This is a genomic window from Rhodococcus sp. 05-2256-B1, assembly GCF_002258465.1.
Classification (GTDB): domain Bacteria; phylum Actinomycetota; class Actinomycetes; order Mycobacteriales; family Mycobacteriaceae; genus Rhodococcoides; species Rhodococcoides fascians.
Map to the genome: position 1 here is coordinate 154615 of NZ_NOZA01000025.1, position 20958 is coordinate 175572.

Genomic DNA, 20958 nt, shown 5'->3' on the forward strand with positions numbered 1-20958 from the left:
GTGCTACACCGTTTCTCTGTCGTGGTTCTCGGACGGGCTCTGCGTGTGCGGCCAGATCTTCAACCGAAGGGTCTGGAATTCCGGTCCCCAGCCGGCGTGATCGGTGCGAGCCAGGCCACCCATGTCCACTGGCGAGAGACCGCGCTCGCCGGGGTGGACCCGGAACCAGACACGGCGACGTGTGATGACCAGGGACACCAGTAGTCCGGTCATCATCGTGACCGCGAACACGAGCACCCACCGCTGCGCGGGGTCGTATCCGACCTGGAGGTTCGCGAATTCCTTGGCACCGTCGAACCGGACGACGGTGCCGTCGGAGAGGGTCGTCGATTCTCCGGGCCGCAGGTTGACCCGGTCCTGCTTGACCAGCCGGCCCTGGTTGATCATCTCCTGGTCCAGGGAGAAGATCGACTGCGGGATGCCGGTGTCGAGACCGGTGTCGCCTTTGTAGATGTCCACTGCCACCGCGGGATCGACCAGTTCCGGGAAGCGGGAGGAGAGCAGGTTGCCGTTGAATTGCGCGGTGGGCGCGAAGAGTCCTTCGATGGCGATCTGCCCTCGGCGGCGCTCCTCGGCGGTGGCGTAGGTCCCCCCGGGTGGGTCGAATCGCAGCGCGCCGCTGCTGAGGAACGTGGTGGCGTCGTCGGGGCGGAACTGCAGCGCTTCGGTGCGGGTCTGGCCGTCGGGGAAGGTGACGGTGAACTCGGGGGCGTAGCCGTGTCCGGTGAGGTAGATGCGTTCGTCGCCGAGCCGGAGGGGTTCGTTGACTTTGAGTTGATAGTCGCGCCAGGTGTCGGCGGCGATGTCGTCGGCGCTCTGGTAGGAGATGTTCGAGGTGAACATCTCGGCCTGACCGTTCTCGAGGTAGTCGGCGGTGAAATCTCTGACCCGGATACAGAACGGCTCGAGTCCGGTGCCGTCGGTGCTGTTGCCGGCGCGAAAGGAGTCGTAGATCGCGGGCGAGGTGTTGCAGAAACCGGGCCCGTTGTCGGCGATGACGATGACCGAGCCTTCGTAGCCGAACAGTTTGCCGATCGCGATGGCCGCGAGCAGACCGATCAGCGAGAAGTGAAACAGCAGGTTCCCGGCCTCGCGGGTGTAGCCCTTCTCCGCCGAGAGAGTCAGTGCCCCATCGGGCTCGGGTCGAACGGCGGTACGCCACCCTTTCAAGTGCCGCGCGATGTCGGCGATCACCTTCTCGGGGTCACCGGCGAGGGTGCCCGAATGATGCAACGGTAGTCGAGTGAGGTTTCGCGGTACTCGAACAGGTTGTGCGCGAAGAGCTTTGCCGTGCTCGATCAACCGGGGAGTCAGACAGCCGATCAGCGACACGAACAACAGGACGTAGATCGCGGTGAACCAGGAACTCGCGAACACGTCGAACAATTCCAGCGTGTCCATCACCGGCCCGAGAACCGGACGCGCGGCAATGAAAGAATCGACGGCCTGGGTATTGAGATTGCGCTGCGGCAGCAAAGCGCCGGGGACAGCTGCGGCGGCGAGGAGGAACAGCAGCACCAACGCTGTCCGCATCGACGTCAGTTGTCGCCACCGGTTGCGCAGCATCGCCACTGTTCTGCGCACCAGTCCCGGCGAGTGCGCACGGGGGTGTTCGTCGATCGTCATCTCCGCACGCCCTTCACCGACCACCATCTAAATACTACGCGACATAGTAGTTTGCGGGGTTCGGTGTGATGGAGCGTGGTCGGCGCAGCAGCGAGAACGCCAGTGCTGCACCAGCGCCGGTGGCGGCAATCCATTCCGGAACGCTGCCGGTGATCGTCGCCGGGGTGAGGGTGGTGCTCAGTGACACCTCGGTGACGACAGCTGCGGGGGTGAACAGCTCCGTGCGCTCGACGACCTCCCCGCGTGCATCGATGACGGCGCTGACGCCGCTGGTGGCCGACACGACGACGCTGCGCCCGTGTTCGACCGCTCGTACCCGCGACATGGCGAGTTGTTGATAGGTCATGTTCGTCCGACCGAAAGTGGCGTTGTTGGTGGGCACTGCGATCAGCTGGGCACCGGCGCGCACGGAGTCGGTGAGCAACGAGTCGAAGGCGACCTCGTAGCAGGTGGCCACCGCGACGTGCACTCCGGCGAGGTCGAGGACGCCGTTGCCCTGGCCCGGGGTGAAGTTTCCTGCCTGGGCGGCATAGGGAGAGAGTGCGGTGACGATCGTGCGCATCGGCAGGTACTCCCCGAACGGCACCAGTTGCCGCTTGTCGTGCCTCTGCCCGGGCCCGGTGACGGGATCCCACACGATCGAGGTGTTGCTCGTGGTGCCGTCGTCTCGGCGGAGAACCGTGCCGACGAGTACGGGGACTCCGACGGCGCGGGCCGCGGCGTCGATACGTGCGGCGGCGTCGGGGTTGCGCAGGGGATCGATGTCGGAGGAGTTCTCCGGCCAGATGACCAGGTCGGGTGCGCGTACGCGGCCGGAGTCGATGTCGGCGGCGAGCTCGATGGTGCGCTGAACATGGTTGTCGAGAACCGCGCGTCGTTGGGCGTTGAAGTCGAGACCGAGACGCGGGACGTTGCCTTGCACCAAGGCGACGGTGACCGTGTCCTGCTGCGGCGGAGCGAACAGTGGAGCCACCATCGTGAGCGCCCCTACAGCAGTGGCCACACCGATGCACGACGCTGCTGCAGTTCTGCGGGTGATGCGACCGGAGGCAACGACGCCGGCCAGAGCGGACCCGATCAGCACCACGACGAACGACAACCCCGGCGCGCCGATCACCGCAGCCAGAGGCAGCAGCGGCCCGTCGGATTGACCGAATGCGATGCGGCCCCAAGGGAAGCCGCCGAACGGGACCCGAGATCGTGCCGCTTCCATCGCCACCCAGGCGCTCGCCACCCAGACCGGCGCCCACGGCAGTCGGGACATCCGATCCGCTACCGCACCGAACAGTGCCACGAAGAGTGCTTGAACGACGGACAGCGCCAGCCACGGCACCGATCCGACGTACTCCCCCACCCACGGCAGCAGAGGCACGAAGAACGCCGAGCCGGCGACGAAGCCGTAGCCGGCCCCCGCACGCGCCCCTCGCCCGCGCACAGCCAACAGCAGCATTGCAAGTGCTACCGGAGCGAGAAACCACAGATCGATGGGCGGGAATGTGGCATACAACATCAGCCCGGATGAGGCGGCGGCGAGGAGCCGGATCCACGCGCGGACTCCGTTGCTGCCGGTCACCCACCGCGCCCGGCTCGGGTCGTAGACGAGAGGTCGAGGCCCGGGCTCGATGCCGGGAGCCGATCTCATGACGGCACGCGCGTGCAGCCGGTACCGGAGGAGCCTCTGCCGTTCATCAACTACTATGGTGCATAGTATTTTATGTGATGGCAACTCTGCGGCGGTGACCGATCCCCTTCCGTCGACACCCAGCACCTGTCCGAGATACACACCCGAGAACGAGGATCCGTGAACCGCTCGCCCACCACGTCTCCCACGCGGCTGCGTGCTTACGCAGTGACTCTCGTGCTGACATTGGTCGCTACCGCGCTGACCGTCGACTACTGGGCGCAAGAAGCATTGGTCGGCTCTCCGATCCCACTACCGATCCTCGAATTGCGGCTCGCCTTCAACCGCGGAATGGCCTTCAGTCTGGGCAATTCGCTGCCCCTATGGGTGATCGTGTCGGTCACGGCGACGATCACCGCCGGGGTCGCGGCCTACGGATGGCACAGCGCTCGGCACGGGGAGCAGTGGACCACGGTGGCGCTGGCGTTGATCCTCGCCGGCGCGCTGTCCAACGTTCTGGACCGGCTTGTCGACGGTGCGGTCACGGACTACTTTCACACCGGTTGGTGGCCGACATTCAACCTCGCCGACATCTACATCACCTGCGGGGTGGTGCTGATGATCGGGGCGGCACTGGCACGCGAGAGGGCACAAGGGTTGCCCCTCTGCCCGCAGTGCCCGACAGCGCCGGATCGTGAACGTGCATGAGATATCTCGGCGTTCGAATCGAATGCCCTGCAGTGCACATACATTCGCGACAGGACAATCATGCTGATCCGCTCGAACAGTGAGGGTGATCGACACCGGAACTGCTCGAAACATAGTCGACTACAACCACCGACACGCGATCGTCGCCTCTCGCTCACCGAGGCGTACCGAGGGGAGCCTGCTGTATGAGCGAGGACATCCCGGCGCTACCGCGCCGTATTTTTCTCGCTACGAGCTGCGCTACAGCGTGCCTGACTGCCGCCGGATGCAGCGTCGGCGAAGCCCCGTCCGGTGAGGACACCGCTTCCGACGGTCCCGTCACCTTGTCGGTGAACGATGTTCCTGTCGGCGGTGGAATCGTGCTCGCCGACCGGCAGGTCGTCGTCACCCAACCGGAACCCGGTATCTTCCGGGCCTTCTCGGCTATCTGTTCTCACCGAGGGTGCACAGTGAACCGAGTTCGCAACGGCACGATCGAGTGCCCCTGCCACAACAGTGCGTTCTCGATCACCGACGGGGCGGTCATGCGCAGCCCCGCCACCGAGCCACTGCCGAACCGTGCCGTGACCAGAACCGTCGATACCCTCACCGTCGACTGATCCATCACCGGGCGCGAACATGCGAGGTGGACGGGTTCGGGGTGAACGGTCTCGACCGGGCCGATGTGCGGCACTCGAGGACCCACTCTGTGCCCCCACCCGACGGGTGCCGGTTCGGTACATCGCTGCCGTGTCGACGACAGCACAGCGTGCCGATCGCGCACCGGGTCGAGACCTGCCTACCAATTGACCTCTCGGCACCGGCCTTCGCCTTCCCGGGGTTCGACCTGCACAGTGGCGTGTTCGAGACCGAACTCGTTGCGGAGAACCTGCTGCGCTGCAGCGAGCACCCGCGGTGTCTCGGCCTCCGGGGCGACCGTCAGATGCGCCGACGCGACCTCCATCCCCGACGTCAGTGTCCATATGTGCAGATCGTGCACCTCTTCGACATCGTCGACATCGGTCAGGGCCCTTTCCACGGCGGCGACATCGATGCCCGCCGGAGCATGTTGCAGCAGAATTCGTACGGCGTGACGGCCCAGGTTGAACGCGCGTGGCAGGACGAACACGCCGATGGCGACCGCGATGACCGGGTCGGCGTACCGCCACCCGAACAGGACGGTGACCAGTCCGCTGACCAGTACGCCGATCGAGCCGAGCATGTCCGCCATCACCTCGAGATACGCACCCCGAACATTGAGGCTGTCCTTGGCGCCGCTGCGCAGCAGGACGAACGCGATGAGGTTCATCACGAGCCCGAGGGTGGCCACCGCCATCACCGGGACGCCGGGGACCTCGGGCGGATTCGTGATGCGTTGCGCGGCTTCGTAGAGAATCCAACCGGCCACACCGAACAGCAGAAGTGCATTGAACAATGCGGCGAACACCTCGGCTCGGTAGAGCCCGAACGTGCGGGCAGCCTTGGTCGATCGTCGCTGTGCGAGTGTGATCGCCACGATCGCCATCAGCACCCCGAACACGTCGGTGAACACGTGTGCGGAATCGGAGAGCAACGCCAGCGACGAGGTGGACAGGCCGACGACGACCTGCGTCACCAGGGTGACCGCCCCCAGACCGACAGCGATCCACAGTCGCCCGAGGTGCTTACCGGACGCGCTGGCCGGTGAACCCGGCTCTATCCCGTGGCCATGTCCGTGCCCCATCGTTGCTCCTTCGTCGTGTCAGATCCGCAGAACGACAACATATTGCGATATGCGCATACATGCAAGTGTTGAAGGATCATCCGGCGGTGGCTGCCCGGACTCGTACAACTATCATTCGTAGTAGTTCATTGTCGGCGCAGGTCGGACTGCCTCGCGCCCATGCCGGAAACACGATCCACCGGGAAGAGGCGCACACCATGGCCACCGAAGCGGCCCATTCGACCCGCGGCGCAGTGGATCGACGCTCCGGATCGCAGGTGATGGTGCTGTGCGCAGCGATTGCCGCGGTGGTCGCTGCACTGCTCGCAGCGATGTCGACGTCGCAAGCGCTCGTGCTGTTGGGTCTGCCCGATCCGGGCCCGATCACCACGTACGGGATCCCGGCACTGACCGCGATCGGCGAGGTGGCTGCCGTCGTGGCGGCGGGGTCGCTGCTCCTCGCGGCATTTCTCGTTCCGCCTCAGAGGTCGGGTGTGCTCGACATCGACGGGTACGTAGCCGTCCGCACCGCGGCGAAGGCCTCCGCAGTGTGGGCGGTGTGCGCGGCGGCGTTGGTGCCGCTGACACTCTCGGACGCCTCGGGTCAACCTGTCGGATCCGTTGCAGCGCAACCGGTGCAGTTCCTCGGTGCGATCGGCGATGTCGAGGCCTCCACTGCATGGGCCATCACCTCTGCGGTCGCGGCGATCACCGCCGCAGCATGCGCGGCGGTGTTGCGGCATCGATGGACCCCCGCCTTGTTCGCCCTGTCGATGCTCGCGTTGATCCCGCGCGCGGTCACCGGCCACTCCTCGACCGGCGGCAATCACGACATCGCGACGAACTCGTTGATCCTGCACATCCTCGCTGCCGCGCTGTGGGTGGGCGGACTCCTCGCACTTCTCGCTCATGCGCTGCGCGGAGGTGGGCACCTTGCCGTCGCGACCCGCCGCTACTCGACGCTCGCTCTGGTCGCGTTCGTGATCATGGCGGTCTCCGGAGTGGTCAACGCTGCCGTGCGAGTGCCCGTGACGTCGCTGTGGGATTCGACGTACGGCGCTCTGATACTGGCGAAGATCGCAGCTCTGGCGATCGTGGGGACCCTCGGGTGGATACAGCGACGACGAACGGTCCGCGCTCTGGCTCACGACCCCGCGAGGCGCAGATCCCTGATCACGTTGTCGATGATCGAGACCCTCGTTCTCGTCACCACCGTGGGCCTGGCGGTCGCACTGGGCCGCACTCCCCCGCCCCCGCCGCAGGACACCTCGCTGCCCCAGGCGCACGAAGAGGCCTTGGGCTACGTGTTGGACGGCCCGCCCACCGCTGCGCGGTTGGCGTTCGAGTGGCGTTTCGACCTGGTGTTCGGCTCCGCGGCGGTGATCGCGGCCGTCCTGTATCTGGTGGCCGTGCGGCGCCGTCGGCGGGCAGGCCTGTCATGGCGGCGGCGGTGGACAGCGAGCTGGTTGGCGGGTACTGCGGTGCTGCTCGTGGCGACCTCGTCCGGGGTCGGGTTCTACAGCCCGGCGATGTTCAGCGTGCACATGGCGGGACTGACCGCGGTCGCCGTCGCCGTGCCGTTGCTGTTGGTCCTCGGCCGACCGGCAACCTTGTTCGCCTCGGTCCTGCCGACCGCGTCGGCCGCCGAAGCACCGGGCTCGCGCGAATGGCTCCGGGCTGCATGGCAGAGCCGAGCAGCCCGGATCGCGATACACCCGTGGGTCAGCACCACGGTGTTCCTGAGCAGCTTCTACCTGCTCTACCCCGGCGGACTGTTCGACACCGTCGCCGACTCGCATGTGGCACACATGGTGATGAAGGGCTGGTTCCTGACCGTCGGGATGGTGATGTTCTGGGGCACGGTCGGCGAAGACCCGGTACCGAGACCGATCGCGGGACTGACGAAGTTGCTCGCGAGTATCACCGCATTGGCCGGGTTCGCATTCTTCCTCGTCGTGACGATCGATCTCGAGACCGCGCTCGGAGCGAGCTTCTACAGCGGACTGCGTCTGGACTGGAACGCAGACCTGCTGGCCGACCAGCGGCGCGGCGGCACTCTGGCGTGGGGCATCGGGGAGTTGCCGTTGCTCGCTGCCGCGGTTCTCGCCGCGGTCCGGTGGTCGGCGGCCGACGAGAGCGCGGCACGGCAACGAGACCGCCGAGTCGACGATCAAGGTGATACCGAACTCGAGGCGTACAACACCATGCTCGGTGGCCTGTCCTCTCGGCGCGATCACCCCTGATACCCGAAACGCCCAGCCCTGTTCCGGTGCGGATGTCGTAGCCCGGCGGGATGTCGTAGCCCGGCGGGATGTCGTAGCCCGGCGGGATGTCCTCCGAGGACCGTGACCAGCGGTACGGACGAATCCGGGTCGAGTGGGATGGAAAAACTATGCTCGATAGTAGTAACCTGTGGCCTGACCGTCACCATTTCGTTATCTCGAGCGAGGCCACGGCCTCGTAGCCACCAAGGATTGTGATCTTGGCCCGACACCGCACACCCGATCCGATCGACGACGACTACGCAGCGCCGGCACCCGGCGTCGCGGTCTCGATGCCCGTCGGCAACAGGCCGACGGCGCTCATCGATCACCCCCGTCATCGACACGCCGGGTTCGCACCCTCGCGTTTCGTGACCGAGTCGCCCGCCGAGACCGTGTACTCCGACAATCGGTCGCAGGACGAGCACACGCCTTCGGCGCAGACGCCCGCACCGGATGTACCCGCTCACGCGGTCAGCGCCGCCTGGGACACCGCGGCCGCGGACACTGCCGCGTCGATGTGGGTGCACGTGGCCGGTCCGGACGAGACGACACACGGCGACGGTGGCCGCGATGTAGTGCAGGCCGTGTCGCGACGTGCTCGCCGCGGACTTCATCGCCGCCGGGTGCCGAAGCCGGGTGGCCGCGCCATCGCTGCGTCGGTCGCGGTCGGTGCCTTTCTGTCCGCGGCAGCGACGTCTCCGAACACCGGGTCGCAGGACAGTGTGGCGCTCAGCGCTGCGAGTATCGATAGCCCTCCCGCCGGCGTCCTGCCGCCGAGCCCGGTCGTCGCCTCACCCCCGCAGGTGTTGCAAATGCCCGATCTCGATGTCGGCCGGCTCGCGCAGCGCATGACCGAGCAACTCGCCGAGGGGGGAGTTCGGGCGGCGGAGCGCGCCGCACGCGATGCCGAGGCGCGGCGCCCGCTCTCGGTGGTGCCGGTGTCGGGCACATTGACCTCCAGTTCTGGGCCGCGTTGGGGGACAACGCATTACGGACTCGACATCGCCAATACGATCGGGACGCCGATCGTATCGGTGACCGACGGTGAGGTCATCGAAGCAGGGCCGGCGCAAGGGTTCGGCCTGTGGGTGCGTATTCGTCAGGACGACGGCACGATCGGGGTGTACGGCCACATAGACCAGGCGCTCGTCACCGCCGGTCAACGCGTGAAAGCCGGCGAGCTCATTGCTACGGTAGGCAACCGAGGCCAATCCACCGGACCCCACCTGCATTACGAAGTGTGGCAACCCGACGGTGCCAAGTCCGACCCGACGGCGTGGCTGTCGGCACGCGGAGTCGATATCACCTGACACGACGAGGAAAGAAGAACTGGCGATGAAAAGGCTCGGTGATCTCGAAGCGGAGGTGATGAACGTGCTCTGGCAATGTGATCGACCGCAGTCGGTCCACGACCTGCGTGAACGCATGGCCGACAGAAACCCCGCCTACACCACGATCCTGACCGTCGTGACCCATCTCCACGAGAAGGGGTGGGTCGAGCGGACCAAGCAGTCACGCGCCTATCTCTACTCGCCCGTGCAATCTCGGGCCGAGGCCACCTCGCAAGCGCTGCGCGAAATCCTCGACACCAGCACCGACTCGGCCGCCGTGCTGATGCATTTCGCGAAAACCGTCACCGACGACGAACTGGACGCCCTGCGGGGGAACCTGCCGGACGCGAACCGGTGATCGTCGCACTGGCATTACTCCTCGCCGCGACCCTGGTGGCCGTTGCCATGCCGCCGCTGCTGACCTCACTCACCCGCACCGTCGGCCCCTCTCTCGCCTTGACCGCTTGGATCGGCAGCATCGCCGGGGTGCTGTTTCTCGTGGGATCCGCGGTGGCGGTGTTGCTCTGGCCCGGCCATGCGCCGGCCGAGGGCATGGTCGAACTCGCCGTCCGCTGCCTGGGCTCGCTGCAACACGCGGCCCAGCCGTGGATCGGGGAAGCGGTCGCCGGGGCATCGGTCGTCCTCGCGGCGTCGGCATCGGCGCGCGTCCTGCGCTCGACTCGCCGTCAGCTTCGAGCGCGGTCCAAAGTCCGCGACTATCACCGCGATGTCATCGCCGTCGTGGCGCGCACGGACCCCGGACCCGAACCGATCATGTGGCTCGACCACCCACTCCCGCTGGCCTACAGCATCGACGGTCGCCCCGGCTACGTCGTGGCCACCGAAGGCCTGCTCGCCCATCTCGATCCCGAACAACAGCGAGCAGTGATCGCACACGAACGTGCCCACCTGCGCGGGCGCCATCACCGCATCGTCAACATCTGCGAGATCCTGGCCAAAGCGCTTCCTCGCGTTCCCCTCTTCGCCGCGGCACCCGCGGCGGTACGGGTCCTGGTCGAGGTCGCAGCCGACCGGTCCGCGGCCGCAGTCACCAGCGCCGACACTGTACGTTCGGCATTGTCGACGGTCTCGCAGGCGCATTCTGCGCGGCCACTGTGGGCACTGGGCCTGATCGGGGACTCGACCACCGAGCGGTTGCATCACCTCGACACGAGCGCGCAAACACCGAGCCGAACCCGAGCGGGCGCTTATGCTGCCGCCGCCGTGCTGCCCCTCGTCGTGCCGGCCGTGTTGGCCGTCGTCTCGCTCAGCGCGGTCTCCGCCGCAGCGTGCGCGGTCCTGCTGATCTGAACAACCCCAAATACTATGCTGCATAGTATTTGGGTTACGCTGGCGGACGCGTCCTGTAATTCGCGTGCGACACGAAGGTGGTTCCATGACGGCGCTGACATCTCCTCCGGCTGCGCCGGCGGTTCGCCCCTATCCACCCCGCGGGGCCCGCAAGGGGTCGTTCCTGCACACGATGGTCACCACCACCGATCCGAAGGTCATCGGACTGATGTACTTGGTGACCTCGTTCGGGTTCTTTCTCGTCGGTGGCCTGATGGCGTTGATCATGCGCTCCGAGCTCGCGGTCCCGGGAATGCAGTTCCTCTCCAACGAGCAGTACAACCAGCTCTTCACCATGCACGGCACGATCATGCTGCTGCTCTACGCCACCCCGATCGTCTTCGGCTTCGGCAACTACATCCTGCCGCTGCAGATCGGCGCACCCGATGTCGCCTTCCCCCGGCTCAATGCCTTCTCCTACTGGCTGTACCTGTTCGGCGCACTGGTCACCACCGCAGGTTTCATCAGCCCCGGCGGTGCCGCAGACTTCGGCTGGACCGCGTACACCCCGTTGAGCAGCGCCGTCTACTCCCCCGGTATCGGATCCGACCTGTGGATCGTGGGCCTGCTCGTCGCCGGCCTGGGCACCATCCTGGGCGGGGTCAACATGGTCACCACCGTGGTGTGCCTGCGCGCACCGGGAATGACGATGTTCCGGCTACCGATCTTCACCTGGAACATCCTGGTGACCTCGATCTTGATCCTGCTGGCGTTCCCACTGCTGACCGCAGCACTGATGGGCCTGCTCGCCGACCGTAAACTCGGCACCCACATCTTCGATCCCGCCAACGGCGGAGCGTTGCTCTGGCAGCACCTGTTCTGGTTCTTCGGACACCCCGAGGTCTACATCATCGCGCTACCGTTCTTCGGAATCGTCTCGGAGATCTTCCCGGTCTTCTCCCGCAAACCCATCTTCGGGTACAAGGGGTTGATCTACGCCACCGTCGGCATCGCCGCCCTGTCCATCGCGGTGTGGGCGCACCACATGTACGCCACCGGTGCCGTGCTGCTGCCGTTCTTCTCGTTCATGACCTTCCTCATCGCCGTGCCGACCGGGGTGAAGATCTTCAACTGGATCGGCACCATGTGGCGCGGCCAGGTCACCCTCGAATCCCCCATGCTCTTCTCCATCGGATTCCTGATCACGTTCGTCTTCGGTGGACTGTCCGGAGTGCTCCTGGCGAGCCCGCCCATCGACTTCAACGTCACCGACACCTACTTCGTCGTCGCGCACTTCCACTACGTCGTGTTCGGAACGGTCGTGTTCGCGACCTACGCCGGCATCTACTTCTGGTTCCCCAAGATGACCGGCCGCATGCTCGACGAACGACTGGGCAAGTGGCACTTCTGGCTGACGTTCCTCGGCTTCCACGCCACCTTCCTCGTCCAGCACTGGCTCGGCGCCCAAGGAATGCCGCGCCGCTACGCCGACTACCTCCCGTCCGACGGATTCACCACCCTCAACCAGATCTCGACCGTGGGATCGTTCGTCCTCGGGGCCTCGACGCTGCCGTTCATCTGGAACGTGTTCAAGAGCTACCGCTACGGCGAAGTGGTCACCGTCGACGACCCCTGGGGCTTCGGTAACTCCCTCGAGTGGGCGACCAGTTGCCCACCCCCGCGGCACAACTTCACCGAGATGCCCCGGATCCGCTCCGAGCGGCCGGCGTTCGAGCTGCACTATCCGCACATGGTCGAACGCATCCGCGCCGAGCAGCACGTCGGTGGCCCGCACTCGGATTCGATCGCGCCCTCGGAAGTGATCACCGAAGCGATTGCCGGACCGGACGTATCGAAACGGCCGGACGTCGACAAGTAACACGGTCGACCGACCCCCGTAGGCTCACACCCCCTTACTACTAGTGCGCATAGTAGTAAGGAGAATCAGTACGACCAGAGGAGAACCGAACGTGAAACGATGGATGCTGGTCGCCGTGCTCATGTGCGGCACAGCACTGTTCTCCGCGGCCCCGGCATCGGCGCACAGTGAACTCGTCAGCTCCGACCCCCCGGCCGATGTGACGCTCGAGTTCGCACCGATCGGCGTCGGCCTCAAGTTCAATCAGGACATCAACGAATCGTTCGCGACCATCAGCGTGGTAGGTCCTGGCGATACTCAGTGGACGCAGGGTACGGCCACGGTCGAGGGCCCCGACGTATCGGTCCTGCTCGAGGACGGCCTACCCAACGGGCAGTACACCGTCGGCTACCGCGTCACCTCCGCGGACGGGCACCCGATCACCGGGTCGTACGGCTTTTCGGTCGACGTCGCGGAGACCGCCACCCGCCCGGACGCTGCTGCACAGCAATCGCAGGGCGGTGCGACCTCGCCGGCTCCCTCGACCACGCCGACGCAGGCCTACGATCCGAACAACCCGTCCGCCAGCGAGGACCGGCCACCGAAACAGAACACCATGATGCTGCTCTCCATCGTGGGCCTGACTGTCCTCGGTCTCGCTGCCATCGCCCTGACGTTGGTGATCCGAGGCAAGGACAAGCAATGACAGGGGCCCGATGAACATCGCCGCCGTAACTCCCCCGGAAGGCCCGCCGACCCTGGCAGCGTTGCTGAGCTTCGATCTTCCGCCGCTCCCGATCCTGCCGATCGCCGGCATCGTCATGGCCGGACTGTACTGCTGGGGGCTCTACCGGATCCGCGGCCGGGGTATCGCATGGTCACGGTGGCGGAGTGCGAGTTTTCTGCTCGGCTGCGCGGCGCTGGTCCTGGTGACCGGACTGCAGGTCGAACGCTACGGATACAGCCTGTTCAGCGTCTTCATGTTCCAGCATCTGACGTTGTCGATGACCATCCCACCGTTGTTGGTGGTGGGTTCGCCCGGACGACTTCTGTTGCGTGCCACCGCTCATCACGGAGCCGGGCGGTGGGTACTGATCGCGGCGCTGACGGGGTTGCGTAGCCGCGCCGGGCGCATCGCACTACATCCAGGTCTGACGATCCCGTTGTTCCTCTTCAGCTATTACGGGCTGTATCTGTCGTCGATCTTCGATGTTCTCGCCATCACAGTCATCGGGCACGTATCGATGGAGATCTTCTTCTTCGCCAGCGGGCTGCTGTTCATCATCCCTGTGCTCGCCGTCGGCCCCCTCCCCGTTCGGCAGAGCAATCTGGGCCGGTTGTTCGACCTGTTCGTCGAGATGCCGTTGCATGTGTTCTTCGGTGTCATCCTGATGATGTCGAGCACCCCCATGCTCGCCACGTTCGCCTCCCCTCCCCCGCAGTGGGGTGTCGATCCGGTATCCGATCAGAAGCTCGCCGGGGCGCTTGCGTGGTCCTACGGTGAGCCGGTGGCCCTGCTGGTGGTGCTCATCTTCTGCATTCGGTGGAACCGGGACGAAAAGGAGGAATCGGCTGCCGCGGACCGGCACGCCGAAGAAGACGGGTACAGCGAACTCAACGCCTACAACGACTTTCTGAAAAAGATCGGTAGCGAGACCAGTCAACGGACCTGAGCTGTCGCGGCCGTCCCGCGCTCGGGGACTGCCGCGAGCTCATCGCCTGATCGCGCTTACTGGCAAGGGCCTGATCGGGCGCATTCATCGCGCACGTGTGCCCACCCCGATTCTGGCTCCACGCTCACCGAGCCAGGCTTGCGGATCGACCTTCTGTCCCGCGGGAGAAGTCGCCTCGAAATGCAGATGCGGACCCGTCGAGTTACCGCGGTTCCCGACCTCTGCAATCCGATCGCCCTTACGGACGCGCTGACCCACCGTGACCGAATTTCCGTTGTTGTGCCCGTAGGTGGTGATCGATCCATCGTCGTGTCTGATCCGAACCCACAGCCCGAAGCCCTGTGCGGGCCCGGCGCTGATGACCGTTCCATCGGCCGCGGCGACGATCGGTGAGCCCAGTGAGTCGGCGATGTCGACACCGCCGTGTTGTGTCCCGCTTCGGGTGCCGAAATTCGAGGTGACCAGTCCGCTGCTGGGTGCGACAGCAGACGCAGTACCTCGGGAGGTGGCCGAGCCACCGGACGTGGAACCGCGCTGCTGTGCTGCATCAGGAACAGAATCTTCGGGCGCGGTCGTCTCGGATGCGGGAGGGGTGTCGGTGGTGCCGGGCACGGGCGAATCGCGGCCGGTGTTGCCCGTCACCGGATCCTGTTCCCCACCTCGGTCGCCGTCATGCGGGACTGCGGGGTCGAGGGCGTCGACCTGGAGCGATGCGGCGATACGAAGGGCCAGGAGTGGGTCGAGAGTCGCCAACGGGGCCAGGCAGGACAGGGACTGCGCCGGGGCATTCGAGACTCCACGGGCGATGGCGTCGACGATGCATCCTGCCGACGCGGACACCGGGCCGGCGGTGTCCGCGATGACGCCGCCGGCCTGGGCGGCGGCCCACGTCGAGGATGCGAAGGCTGCGAGGTCTGCCACCGCGATCGGATCGGTACCGATTGTCGCGGCCCGATCGGCCAGGCGGATCAACCGGCTGACGGCGTCGGCGGTCTGCTGACCTTCGACCTCGTCCCCGGACTCCACGGCCGGTTGACCCGGATTCGCTTCGGCTACCGGGGCGTGCAGGAACACCGCACCGAGTGCGGCACCGACGATCACGTATGTCCGCGCACCTCGGCATGCGCGACGTCGCCCGCCGCTCGGCGTCGTCTTTCCCGCGTTGTTCACGTGGTCACCCCACCCTTCTCGTTGAATGCCGGTCACGATCGCAGTGGATGCCGTGTCGGCCGTGGGTCAGTGTTGCGTGATCCCATCGACACCACAAGCCCCTTCTGTCACACTCTCGACTGCATTCGTCGCTGTTTCGCCTATCGATTCGGCGTCGAAAGTGAGTGCTTTGCACAGTAACTCGACGATTCGACGCCTTTTCATGCGTGCCGATGCCGGTCATGGGGGTCATCCCAATCGTTATTACTATGCAACATAGTATTTAGATATCGGCGTCAGCTCTCCGGCAACGGTGAGACCCCGTGTGCGCTCAGCAGGACATCGATCTGACCGACCTCGGCGGTTTGCGCGGAGGCGATCGAGCCCGCGAGCGCGGCGACAGCGGGAACTGTCGCGTTCGCTGCTCCCTGCTCTGCCATCGGGATTCCCCCACGATGGTGGCGGCGGAGCAGTTGTAGATACCGGCCGTCGAATTCTTCGGCGTTCATCCGGCGAAGTGCCGTCAGCTCGGCGGTACTGGCCATGCCGGGCATCGACGTCGCGTCCTGTCCGCTGTCGTTCGCGGACGCGCTCATGTCCATCGGGTGACCCCCTGTCGAGCTGGCCCCGGTCATCCACGTCATCGTCGGGCCGTCGGGCAGATATGGCCTGTCCCACAGTGTCAACCAGCCTTGCATCGTGCCGACTTGGCTCTGCTGCGAGGTCAACACGTCGAAGGCGAGGGTCCGGATGACCGGATCCGTCGAGCGTCCCAACGCCATCGCCGACATCTCGATCGCCTGGTTGTGATGGACCGACATGTCCTGCGCGAAACCCACATCCACCGAATTCGATGCCGGTACGGCCACTCGTGCGCTGTCCGGTGTGAGCAGTACGCCGATGAGGACGCCGGACAGGACGAGAGCTGTCACCGCCAAGCCGATGAGCAGTGCCCTGGGCCTGGATCTGGGTCCCGTTTCCGCGGCGTCATTCTGTGCACTGTCGTTCTGTGCATCGTCGATCTGGGCATCGTCGGCCTGGCCGTGCACGGTCATCGACTCCCCTCCCCCATCGGCGCTGGCGCACTGTCGAGGGCCGGGTCTTCCTCGAGGGGCACCGCGTCCGGTCCTGGCTCGCTGGCGTCGAACGGCGGCGGGTTGTCGGGATCGAACGCGCCGGGAATGGTCGAGCAACTGGCTCCGCTCTCGGGGTGGGTCGAGGGGTTCTGTCGCAGAGCAGCGACGAACTGAGTGATGCGCCGGTCGGAGGCATTGTCGAGCTCGAGTCGATGGCCCCACGACTGCAGCGTGATCGGTGCCGTCAGGCCCGGGTAGGGCGACATCATCGTGTAGGGCTCGCCCTCGACCCGCCCGGCGAGTGAACCGACCTCGTCGGAGGAGACCCGGTTCGGGTCGTACGTCACCCACACCGCCCCGTGTTCGAGCGAATGAACCGCGTTCTCGCTGCGTAGCGGGACGGGGTACACCACTCCGGTACACGTCGCCCAGGTCTGGTCGTGAGGGCCGCCGAACGGCGGACTCTGATCGTAGGCAACTCTCTGAGCTGGTTCGACGTGCCGCGCGGCCGGATACTCGACCTCGACGACGCCGTCGATGCCGCGGGAGGGGTCCGGGTCGTCGGCGGTCGGCGCGAACCGCTCGGCCTGATTGCGTTCGAGGACGCGGGGGGCCAGGTTGTATCCGATCGCACCGACGAGCACGACGATGACGACACCCGCGCCTATCACCGCCCAGGGAGCGCGCACGCCCCCGGGCACTCCGGCTGGGCGTGATCGCCGAGTCGAGCTCCGTCGGCCTCGGGCGGGGTTTCTGCTGCTGTTCATATTGCTCCTCCATCAAATACTATGCACCATAGTATTTGAATCAAGGTCCCAGGAAGCCCCTACGCACGACAGGACGGCCGATGCCGGTGTTCCGCGCACCCTCAACTGCTCGCGGGCAGCTTGCCCTTCATGTGCTGGCCTACAACGGTGCACGCCTGCTCTTCGTGTGTGTCGCCGCAGGAGTGCTTTTGGCCGTCGACGCACTGACGAGCCTTGACATTTCCTTCGTGTTGGTACTGCTTGGCGCACTTGCAGCAAGCCTGCCGCTGTCGGCACTGACCCTGAGGAAGCTCCGCCGAACCATCAATGCGGACATCGAAGCAGTCGATCGCACGCGCTCGATCAAGAAGCGAGGCCCCGCGGCGGGACGACCCGGCACCGACAAACCGTGACGTCGGCGCACGGACTTCGGCGTTGGCGTTGGCGTTGGCGTTGGCGGATCGTCCGTGTCGGTCACTGTTCGCCGACCCATTCGACGGACGCTTCGGCGTCCGGCTCGATGTCTAGTAGTTCCAGGGTGCGGTGCATCAGAGTCTCGATCCGATACTCGAGATCATCGACGAGGTCAGGCACATCGGCCAGAGCGGCGTGGGCACGGCGGCGGGCATCGACACCGATTAGCTAGTAGTCCGAGCCTGGTGCAGCTGACACCGGGTGCGGTGGTGTGCCGGTGACGTCAGTTTCCCGCTCGCCACGACCGCGTCGCCACGACAGGGGCGGGCGTGGATCGCGCCGGGGCAGTCGCCCGGAGCGGTGAGCAGCGATGACCGCCCCGACCGCTACCTGGGGCATCGGGTCGGCGGGAAACGGCACGACCCCACCGGTCGATCGGAACGGCGACGGGGCCTGGACGCACCGGCCACCTGCACATACCGGGAAAAGTCTCCCCCGGTACGTGCTCGGTGAGTAGTAGCGTCGAGGGGTAGCGATAGAACCGCAGGACAGTACGCCAGCGTTCCCACATCTCGGCGGGACGGAAGCCTTCCGACTCATCGGCTGATATCCGGACACTGTGCCGCCCACCGATCCACAGGGATGGAACTGACCACGCGCGGATGGGCCGCGAGTTCGTGCTACTTGAGCACGCAAATTACACCGCTGGGTGGGCTTGTCACCGAGGTCGGCAGACGAGGTGCAGGTGGGAGTTCGATTGCTTCCGAAGGGAATACGAACACCGAAGAACCGCCGAGTGAGCTGCACCTCATCGACTTGCGGCTCCGTACACGGCCGGGAGACTTGGTTGCATGACATCTTCTGTGGCACTCAGCCGCGAAACAGCCGTCGGCGCGGAGGCGCGACTGTCGTGGATACTGTCCGCGCTGGCCGGAATGGTGGGTGCTGTCGCATTTCTGCATTCGGCGGGGTATTTCGTGACGTTCATGACCGGCAACACCGAACGCGCCGTCATCGGGCATTTCGGCAGTCCGGAAGGTAAGCCCGTTGCACCCGGCGCATCGCCGTGGGCGGCGCTGGCTTTGATGGGTGCCTTTCTGGCGGGAGTGGTGATCGCGTCGATCTGCCGCCGCCGATACTGGTCCAATCACCCACACGGAGCAACAGTTGTCACGACCATCGCCCTCGCCGCGGCAGGGCTCATCGATATCGGGATATCCGGCTGGGCGTCCGACGACGTAAATTTCTATCCCATTCTGTTGGTTGCGTTCGCTCTCGGCGCGCTCAACACAGCATTCACGAAACGAGAAGAAACCTACATCCCCCTGAGCTACGTCACCGGCACCGTCGTCAAACTGGGCCAAGGGATCGAAAGACACCTACTGGGCGGCGGTACTTACCTCGACTGGCTTTGCTATGCAATGCTTCTCGGGTCCTTCGCAGCCGGAGGCGCAGCCGGGGCTCTGATCGGTGCCGCGATCACCGGACCTCAAGTACTCCTGGTTACCGCAGCCATCAGCCTGCTTGCAAGCATCTTCACCTTCACTCACACCGAGCGACGATCCCTATGGGGATAGGTCTATTCCCGGCCAGCGAAAACCTACGGGTCCGCGCTCCCGAGATCGTTCTGCTCCACCGGCGGACTCGACCAACAGAAACACTGTCGCAACGTGAATCAATCGGTTTGAGCGTGTGGAGAGGATGTTCGATACACACCATCTCTCGCTTGGCCCTGATCTCTTCGCCAAGGCGTCAGCGATGCCGGTAGTTGCTAGGTGGGTTGGGAGGTCGGTGCCGAAACCGTCAATAGTCGGCGACGCCGACGAGCGAGCTCGGTTTCGCAGCTACGTCGTGCACGGCCGCATCGGTCCCCGTGTGCGATCCGGATCGGAGCCATTGCCGACGACGGATACGGCAGATTCTGGGTCTCCCGCTGTGGACAACCGCGGGTGGTTCGCCCGCATCGCTACGCGTTGGCCATCGCGCTCGGTGGGTCGATCGACGAGTCGGTGAACGCATTGCACATGTCCGACAACCCGATCTGTGTACGAGTGACGCTGGACGAGGCGCAGCAACAGCCTCTTCACGTGGTCGACGGGAACCAATCGCAGAATCTGCGCGACATGGCCGCGAAAGGTCGCGGCGGTGGACGCCGCCGACCCGGGCTTTGGTACGGGCCGGATCGAGCCGCACGGGCGACGCGCGCCGGTTGCGTACGGCGGTACGCCATGGCCGAGACGACGTATCGGTGCAGGCAGCCTACTGAAGAGCGGTACACCCACGCTGTTCTCTCTAGCGTCGACGGATCGCAACCCACAGTCCGCAACGTCGGCAGATATAGGCAGCTCCCCCTGCCAGGGAGTGCAACTTCACGGTCGGGAAATCGCGACCACAGCAGGAACAGGCCGAGGTGCCGTCACTCTCACTGGACAGATTCATGAGCAAGCCCTTTCCGTCGAGAGTGACGGGAGAAGTTCGGCACTCCGTCTCCTTCCGCGTAATCGAATTCTACGACCTGTGCGCTGCCAACTTCAGCACGGATATACCGTGGGTGGATGGAGATCACCCTGCAGTATTTCGACGGTTGCCCGAACTGGACGGTCACTGCTGAACGGTTGCAGCTCCTCGCCGCGGAACACTCGGACGCCGTGCTCGTCTATCAACGCGTGGACACGGTGGACATGGCCGAACAGGTGCGTTTTCGTGGCTCTCCGACCGTTCTCGTCGACGGCGTCGACGTCATGGGCGACACATCCGCCGCAGTCGGTCTGGCCTGCCGTGTGTACATGACAGGTGACGGGCCGGCGGGTGCGCCGAGCATGGCTCAGCTCCGGGAAGCCATCCTCGGCTGACACCCGAATCGGGATACCCCAGGGGGTACTCATTGGTATCGTCGGTGACATACGGCGTCGTACAGAACGAATCGACAGGGCGAGCGCAGTCTTTGACGATTGCGTACGGACGAAGACCAGGCTTGCCGAAGCCCTGCTGATCTGATCTCGTAACTCTCCTCGGCGACGGGGTGCCGGCGACGACGCTGCGCTTCCACGAAAGCGAGGGGCTGCTGCCGGCGGACCGAGCCCCGAACGGGTACCGCGTCTACGACAAACGAGCACAGCAACGGTTGGCGTTCATCACCGCCGCGAAAAGCTCGAAACTGACGCTGCCACAGATCAAGACGATGCTGCGCGCATGGGAGAACGACTCCTGCGCCGCTGTGAAGACCGGGCTGCGGCCAACACTGCGCGAGCACATCACCCGGGAGGAGGAGTCGATCGCGCAGCTCACCGAGCTGCATGCCGCAATGACCGGTGCGTTCGATCGTCTCGACGACACTCCCGACGCGTCGGCGCGCCGTTCGACCCGCAATGCAGCTGGTTGACCTCGGCCTCCTCGCCGTCTCGGACGGATTCGGCGAGTAGGGAATCGAAAGCGCCTTCGTAGCAGGTGCCACCGCGATCGGGAAGTCGGCGATCTCGACCGCGCCGTACGGAGCAACTGCGGTTTGTCGCGTGCGTCCG

The 20958-nt window shown here is 65.4% G+C and carries 19 protein-coding genes; 13 read left to right on the forward strand and 6 right to left on the reverse strand.

Going from position 1 to position 20958, the window contains the following annotated elements; genetic code table 11:
- Positions 1-3 precede the first annotated feature (3 nt).
- Both resB and lnt read right to left on the reverse strand, forming a co-directional pair.
- Positions 4-1626, reverse strand: a complete 1623-nt coding sequence (gene resB / locus CH285_RS13270) for a cytochrome c biogenesis protein ResB (RefSeq protein ID WP_045841170.1) — start codon at positions 1624-1626, stop codon at positions 4-6.
- 34 nt (positions 1627-1660) lie between these two features.
- Positions 1661-3136: an apolipoprotein N-acyltransferase gene (lnt, locus tag CH285_RS13275; RefSeq protein ID WP_228139423.1), complete on the reverse strand. Its 1476-nt coding sequence runs from the start codon at positions 3134-3136 to the stop codon at positions 1661-1663.
- A gap of 291 nt (positions 3137-3427) precedes the next feature.
- Between lnt and lspA the strand changes: the two genes are divergently transcribed.
- Positions 3428-3955 (forward strand): signal peptidase II, encoded by a 528-nt coding sequence (lspA, locus tag CH285_RS13280; protein ID WP_052061206.1) that lies wholly within the window; start codon positions 3428-3430, stop codon positions 3953-3955.
- A gap of 185 nt (positions 3956-4140) precedes the next feature.
- The gene (locus CH285_RS13285; protein WP_008720941.1) at positions 4141-4554 is read left to right on the forward strand and encodes a Rieske (2Fe-2S) protein; all 414 of its coding nucleotides are present in this window, start codon (positions 4141-4143) and stop codon (positions 4552-4554) included.
- Between the two features lie 179 nt (positions 4555-4733).
- On the opposite strand, the gene CH285_RS13290 is transcribed toward CH285_RS13285, so the two are convergent.
- Entirely contained in the window at positions 4734-5657 is a 924-nt protein-coding gene (locus tag CH285_RS13290) for a cation diffusion facilitator family transporter (protein ID WP_008720942.1), read from the reverse strand.
- A gap of 197 nt (positions 5658-5854) precedes the next feature.
- On the opposite strand from CH285_RS13290, the gene CH285_RS13295 reads away from it, so the two are divergent.
- From CH285_RS13295 to CH285_RS13325, 7 genes are all read left to right on the forward strand, one after another.
- The gene (locus tag CH285_RS13295) at positions 5855-7879 is read left to right on the forward strand and encodes a cytochrome c oxidase assembly protein (protein ID WP_032373357.1); all 2025 of its coding nucleotides are present in this window, start codon (positions 5855-5857) and stop codon (positions 7877-7879) included.
- A gap of 536 nt (positions 7880-8415) precedes the next feature.
- The gene (locus CH285_RS13300) at positions 8416-9210 is read left to right on the forward strand and encodes a M23 family metallopeptidase (protein ID WP_080733228.1); all 795 of its coding nucleotides are present in this window, start codon (positions 8416-8418) and stop codon (positions 9208-9210) included.
- Positions 9211-9235: 25 nt separating this feature from the next.
- Entirely contained in the window at positions 9236-9589 is a 354-nt protein-coding gene (locus CH285_RS13305) for a BlaI/MecI/CopY family transcriptional regulator (protein WP_027494220.1), read from the forward strand.
- Positions 9586-10542: a M56 family metallopeptidase gene (locus CH285_RS13310; RefSeq protein WP_008720986.1), complete on the forward strand. Its 957-nt coding sequence runs from the start codon at positions 9586-9588 to the stop codon at positions 10540-10542. The genes CH285_RS13305 and CH285_RS13310 overlap by 4 nt, the downstream gene beginning before the upstream one ends.
- A gap of 85 nt (positions 10543-10627) precedes the next feature.
- A complete protein-coding gene (ctaD, locus tag CH285_RS13315; RefSeq protein ID WP_094642705.1) occupies positions 10628-12400 on the forward strand; it encodes an aa3-type cytochrome oxidase subunit I in 1773 nt (590 codons plus the stop codon).
- Between the two features lie 91 nt (positions 12401-12491).
- Positions 12492-13085: a copper resistance CopC family protein gene (locus CH285_RS13320; RefSeq protein WP_008720475.1), complete on the forward strand. Its 594-nt coding sequence runs from the start codon at positions 12492-12494 to the stop codon at positions 13083-13085.
- A gap of 10 nt (positions 13086-13095) precedes the next feature.
- Entirely contained in the window at positions 13096-14052 is a 957-nt protein-coding gene (locus CH285_RS13325; RefSeq protein ID WP_008720478.1) for a cytochrome c oxidase assembly protein, read from the forward strand.
- Positions 14053-14136: 84 nt separating this feature from the next.
- Here CH285_RS13325 and CH285_RS13330 read toward each other — a convergent pair whose 3' ends face one another.
- The 3 genes from CH285_RS13330 to CH285_RS13340 form a co-directional block, all read right to left on the reverse strand.
- Positions 14137-15258 carry a M23 family metallopeptidase gene (locus CH285_RS13330; RefSeq protein WP_230558228.1) on the reverse strand — a complete coding sequence of 374 codons (1122 nt, stop codon included), beginning with the start codon at positions 15256-15258 and terminating at the stop codon, positions 14137-14139.
- A 239-nt stretch (positions 15259-15497) separates the two neighbouring features.
- Positions 15498-16256 (reverse strand): DUF305 domain-containing protein, encoded by a 759-nt coding sequence (locus CH285_RS13335; RefSeq protein ID WP_008720482.1) that lies wholly within the window; start codon positions 16254-16256, stop codon positions 15498-15500.
- Positions 16253-17044: a DUF3105 domain-containing protein gene (locus CH285_RS13340; protein ID WP_032373348.1), complete on the reverse strand. Its 792-nt coding sequence runs from the start codon at positions 17042-17044 to the stop codon at positions 16253-16255. The genes CH285_RS13335 and CH285_RS13340 overlap by 4 nt, the downstream gene beginning before the upstream one ends.
- A gap of 80 nt (positions 17045-17124) precedes the next feature.
- Here CH285_RS13340 and CH285_RS13345 point away from each other — a divergent pair, with 80 nt between their 5' ends.
- The 4 genes from CH285_RS13345 (at position 17125) to CH285_RS13365 (ending at position 20819) form a co-directional block, all read left to right on the forward strand.
- Complete coding sequence (locus CH285_RS13345) at positions 17125-17436, forward strand: DUF4229 domain-containing protein (protein ID WP_008720486.1); 312 nt, start codon at positions 17125-17127, stop codon at positions 17434-17436.
- A gap of 852 nt (positions 17437-18288) precedes the next feature.
- Positions 18289-19014 carry a YoaK family protein gene (locus CH285_RS13350; protein WP_008720488.1) on the forward strand — a complete coding sequence of 242 codons (726 nt, stop codon included), beginning with the start codon at positions 18289-18291 and terminating at the stop codon, positions 19012-19014.
- A gap of 978 nt (positions 19015-19992) precedes the next feature.
- On the forward strand, positions 19993-20289 hold the full coding sequence (locus tag CH285_RS13360) for a hypothetical protein (protein WP_008720468.1): 297 nt from the start codon (positions 19993-19995) through the stop codon (positions 20287-20289).
- A gap of 170 nt (positions 20290-20459) precedes the next feature.
- Positions 20460-20819, forward strand: coding sequence for a MerR family transcriptional regulator (locus CH285_RS13365; protein ID WP_008720465.1), 360 nt, complete (start codon positions 20460-20462; stop codon positions 20817-20819).
- The last annotated feature ends 139 nt before the right edge of the window (positions 20820-20958 follow it).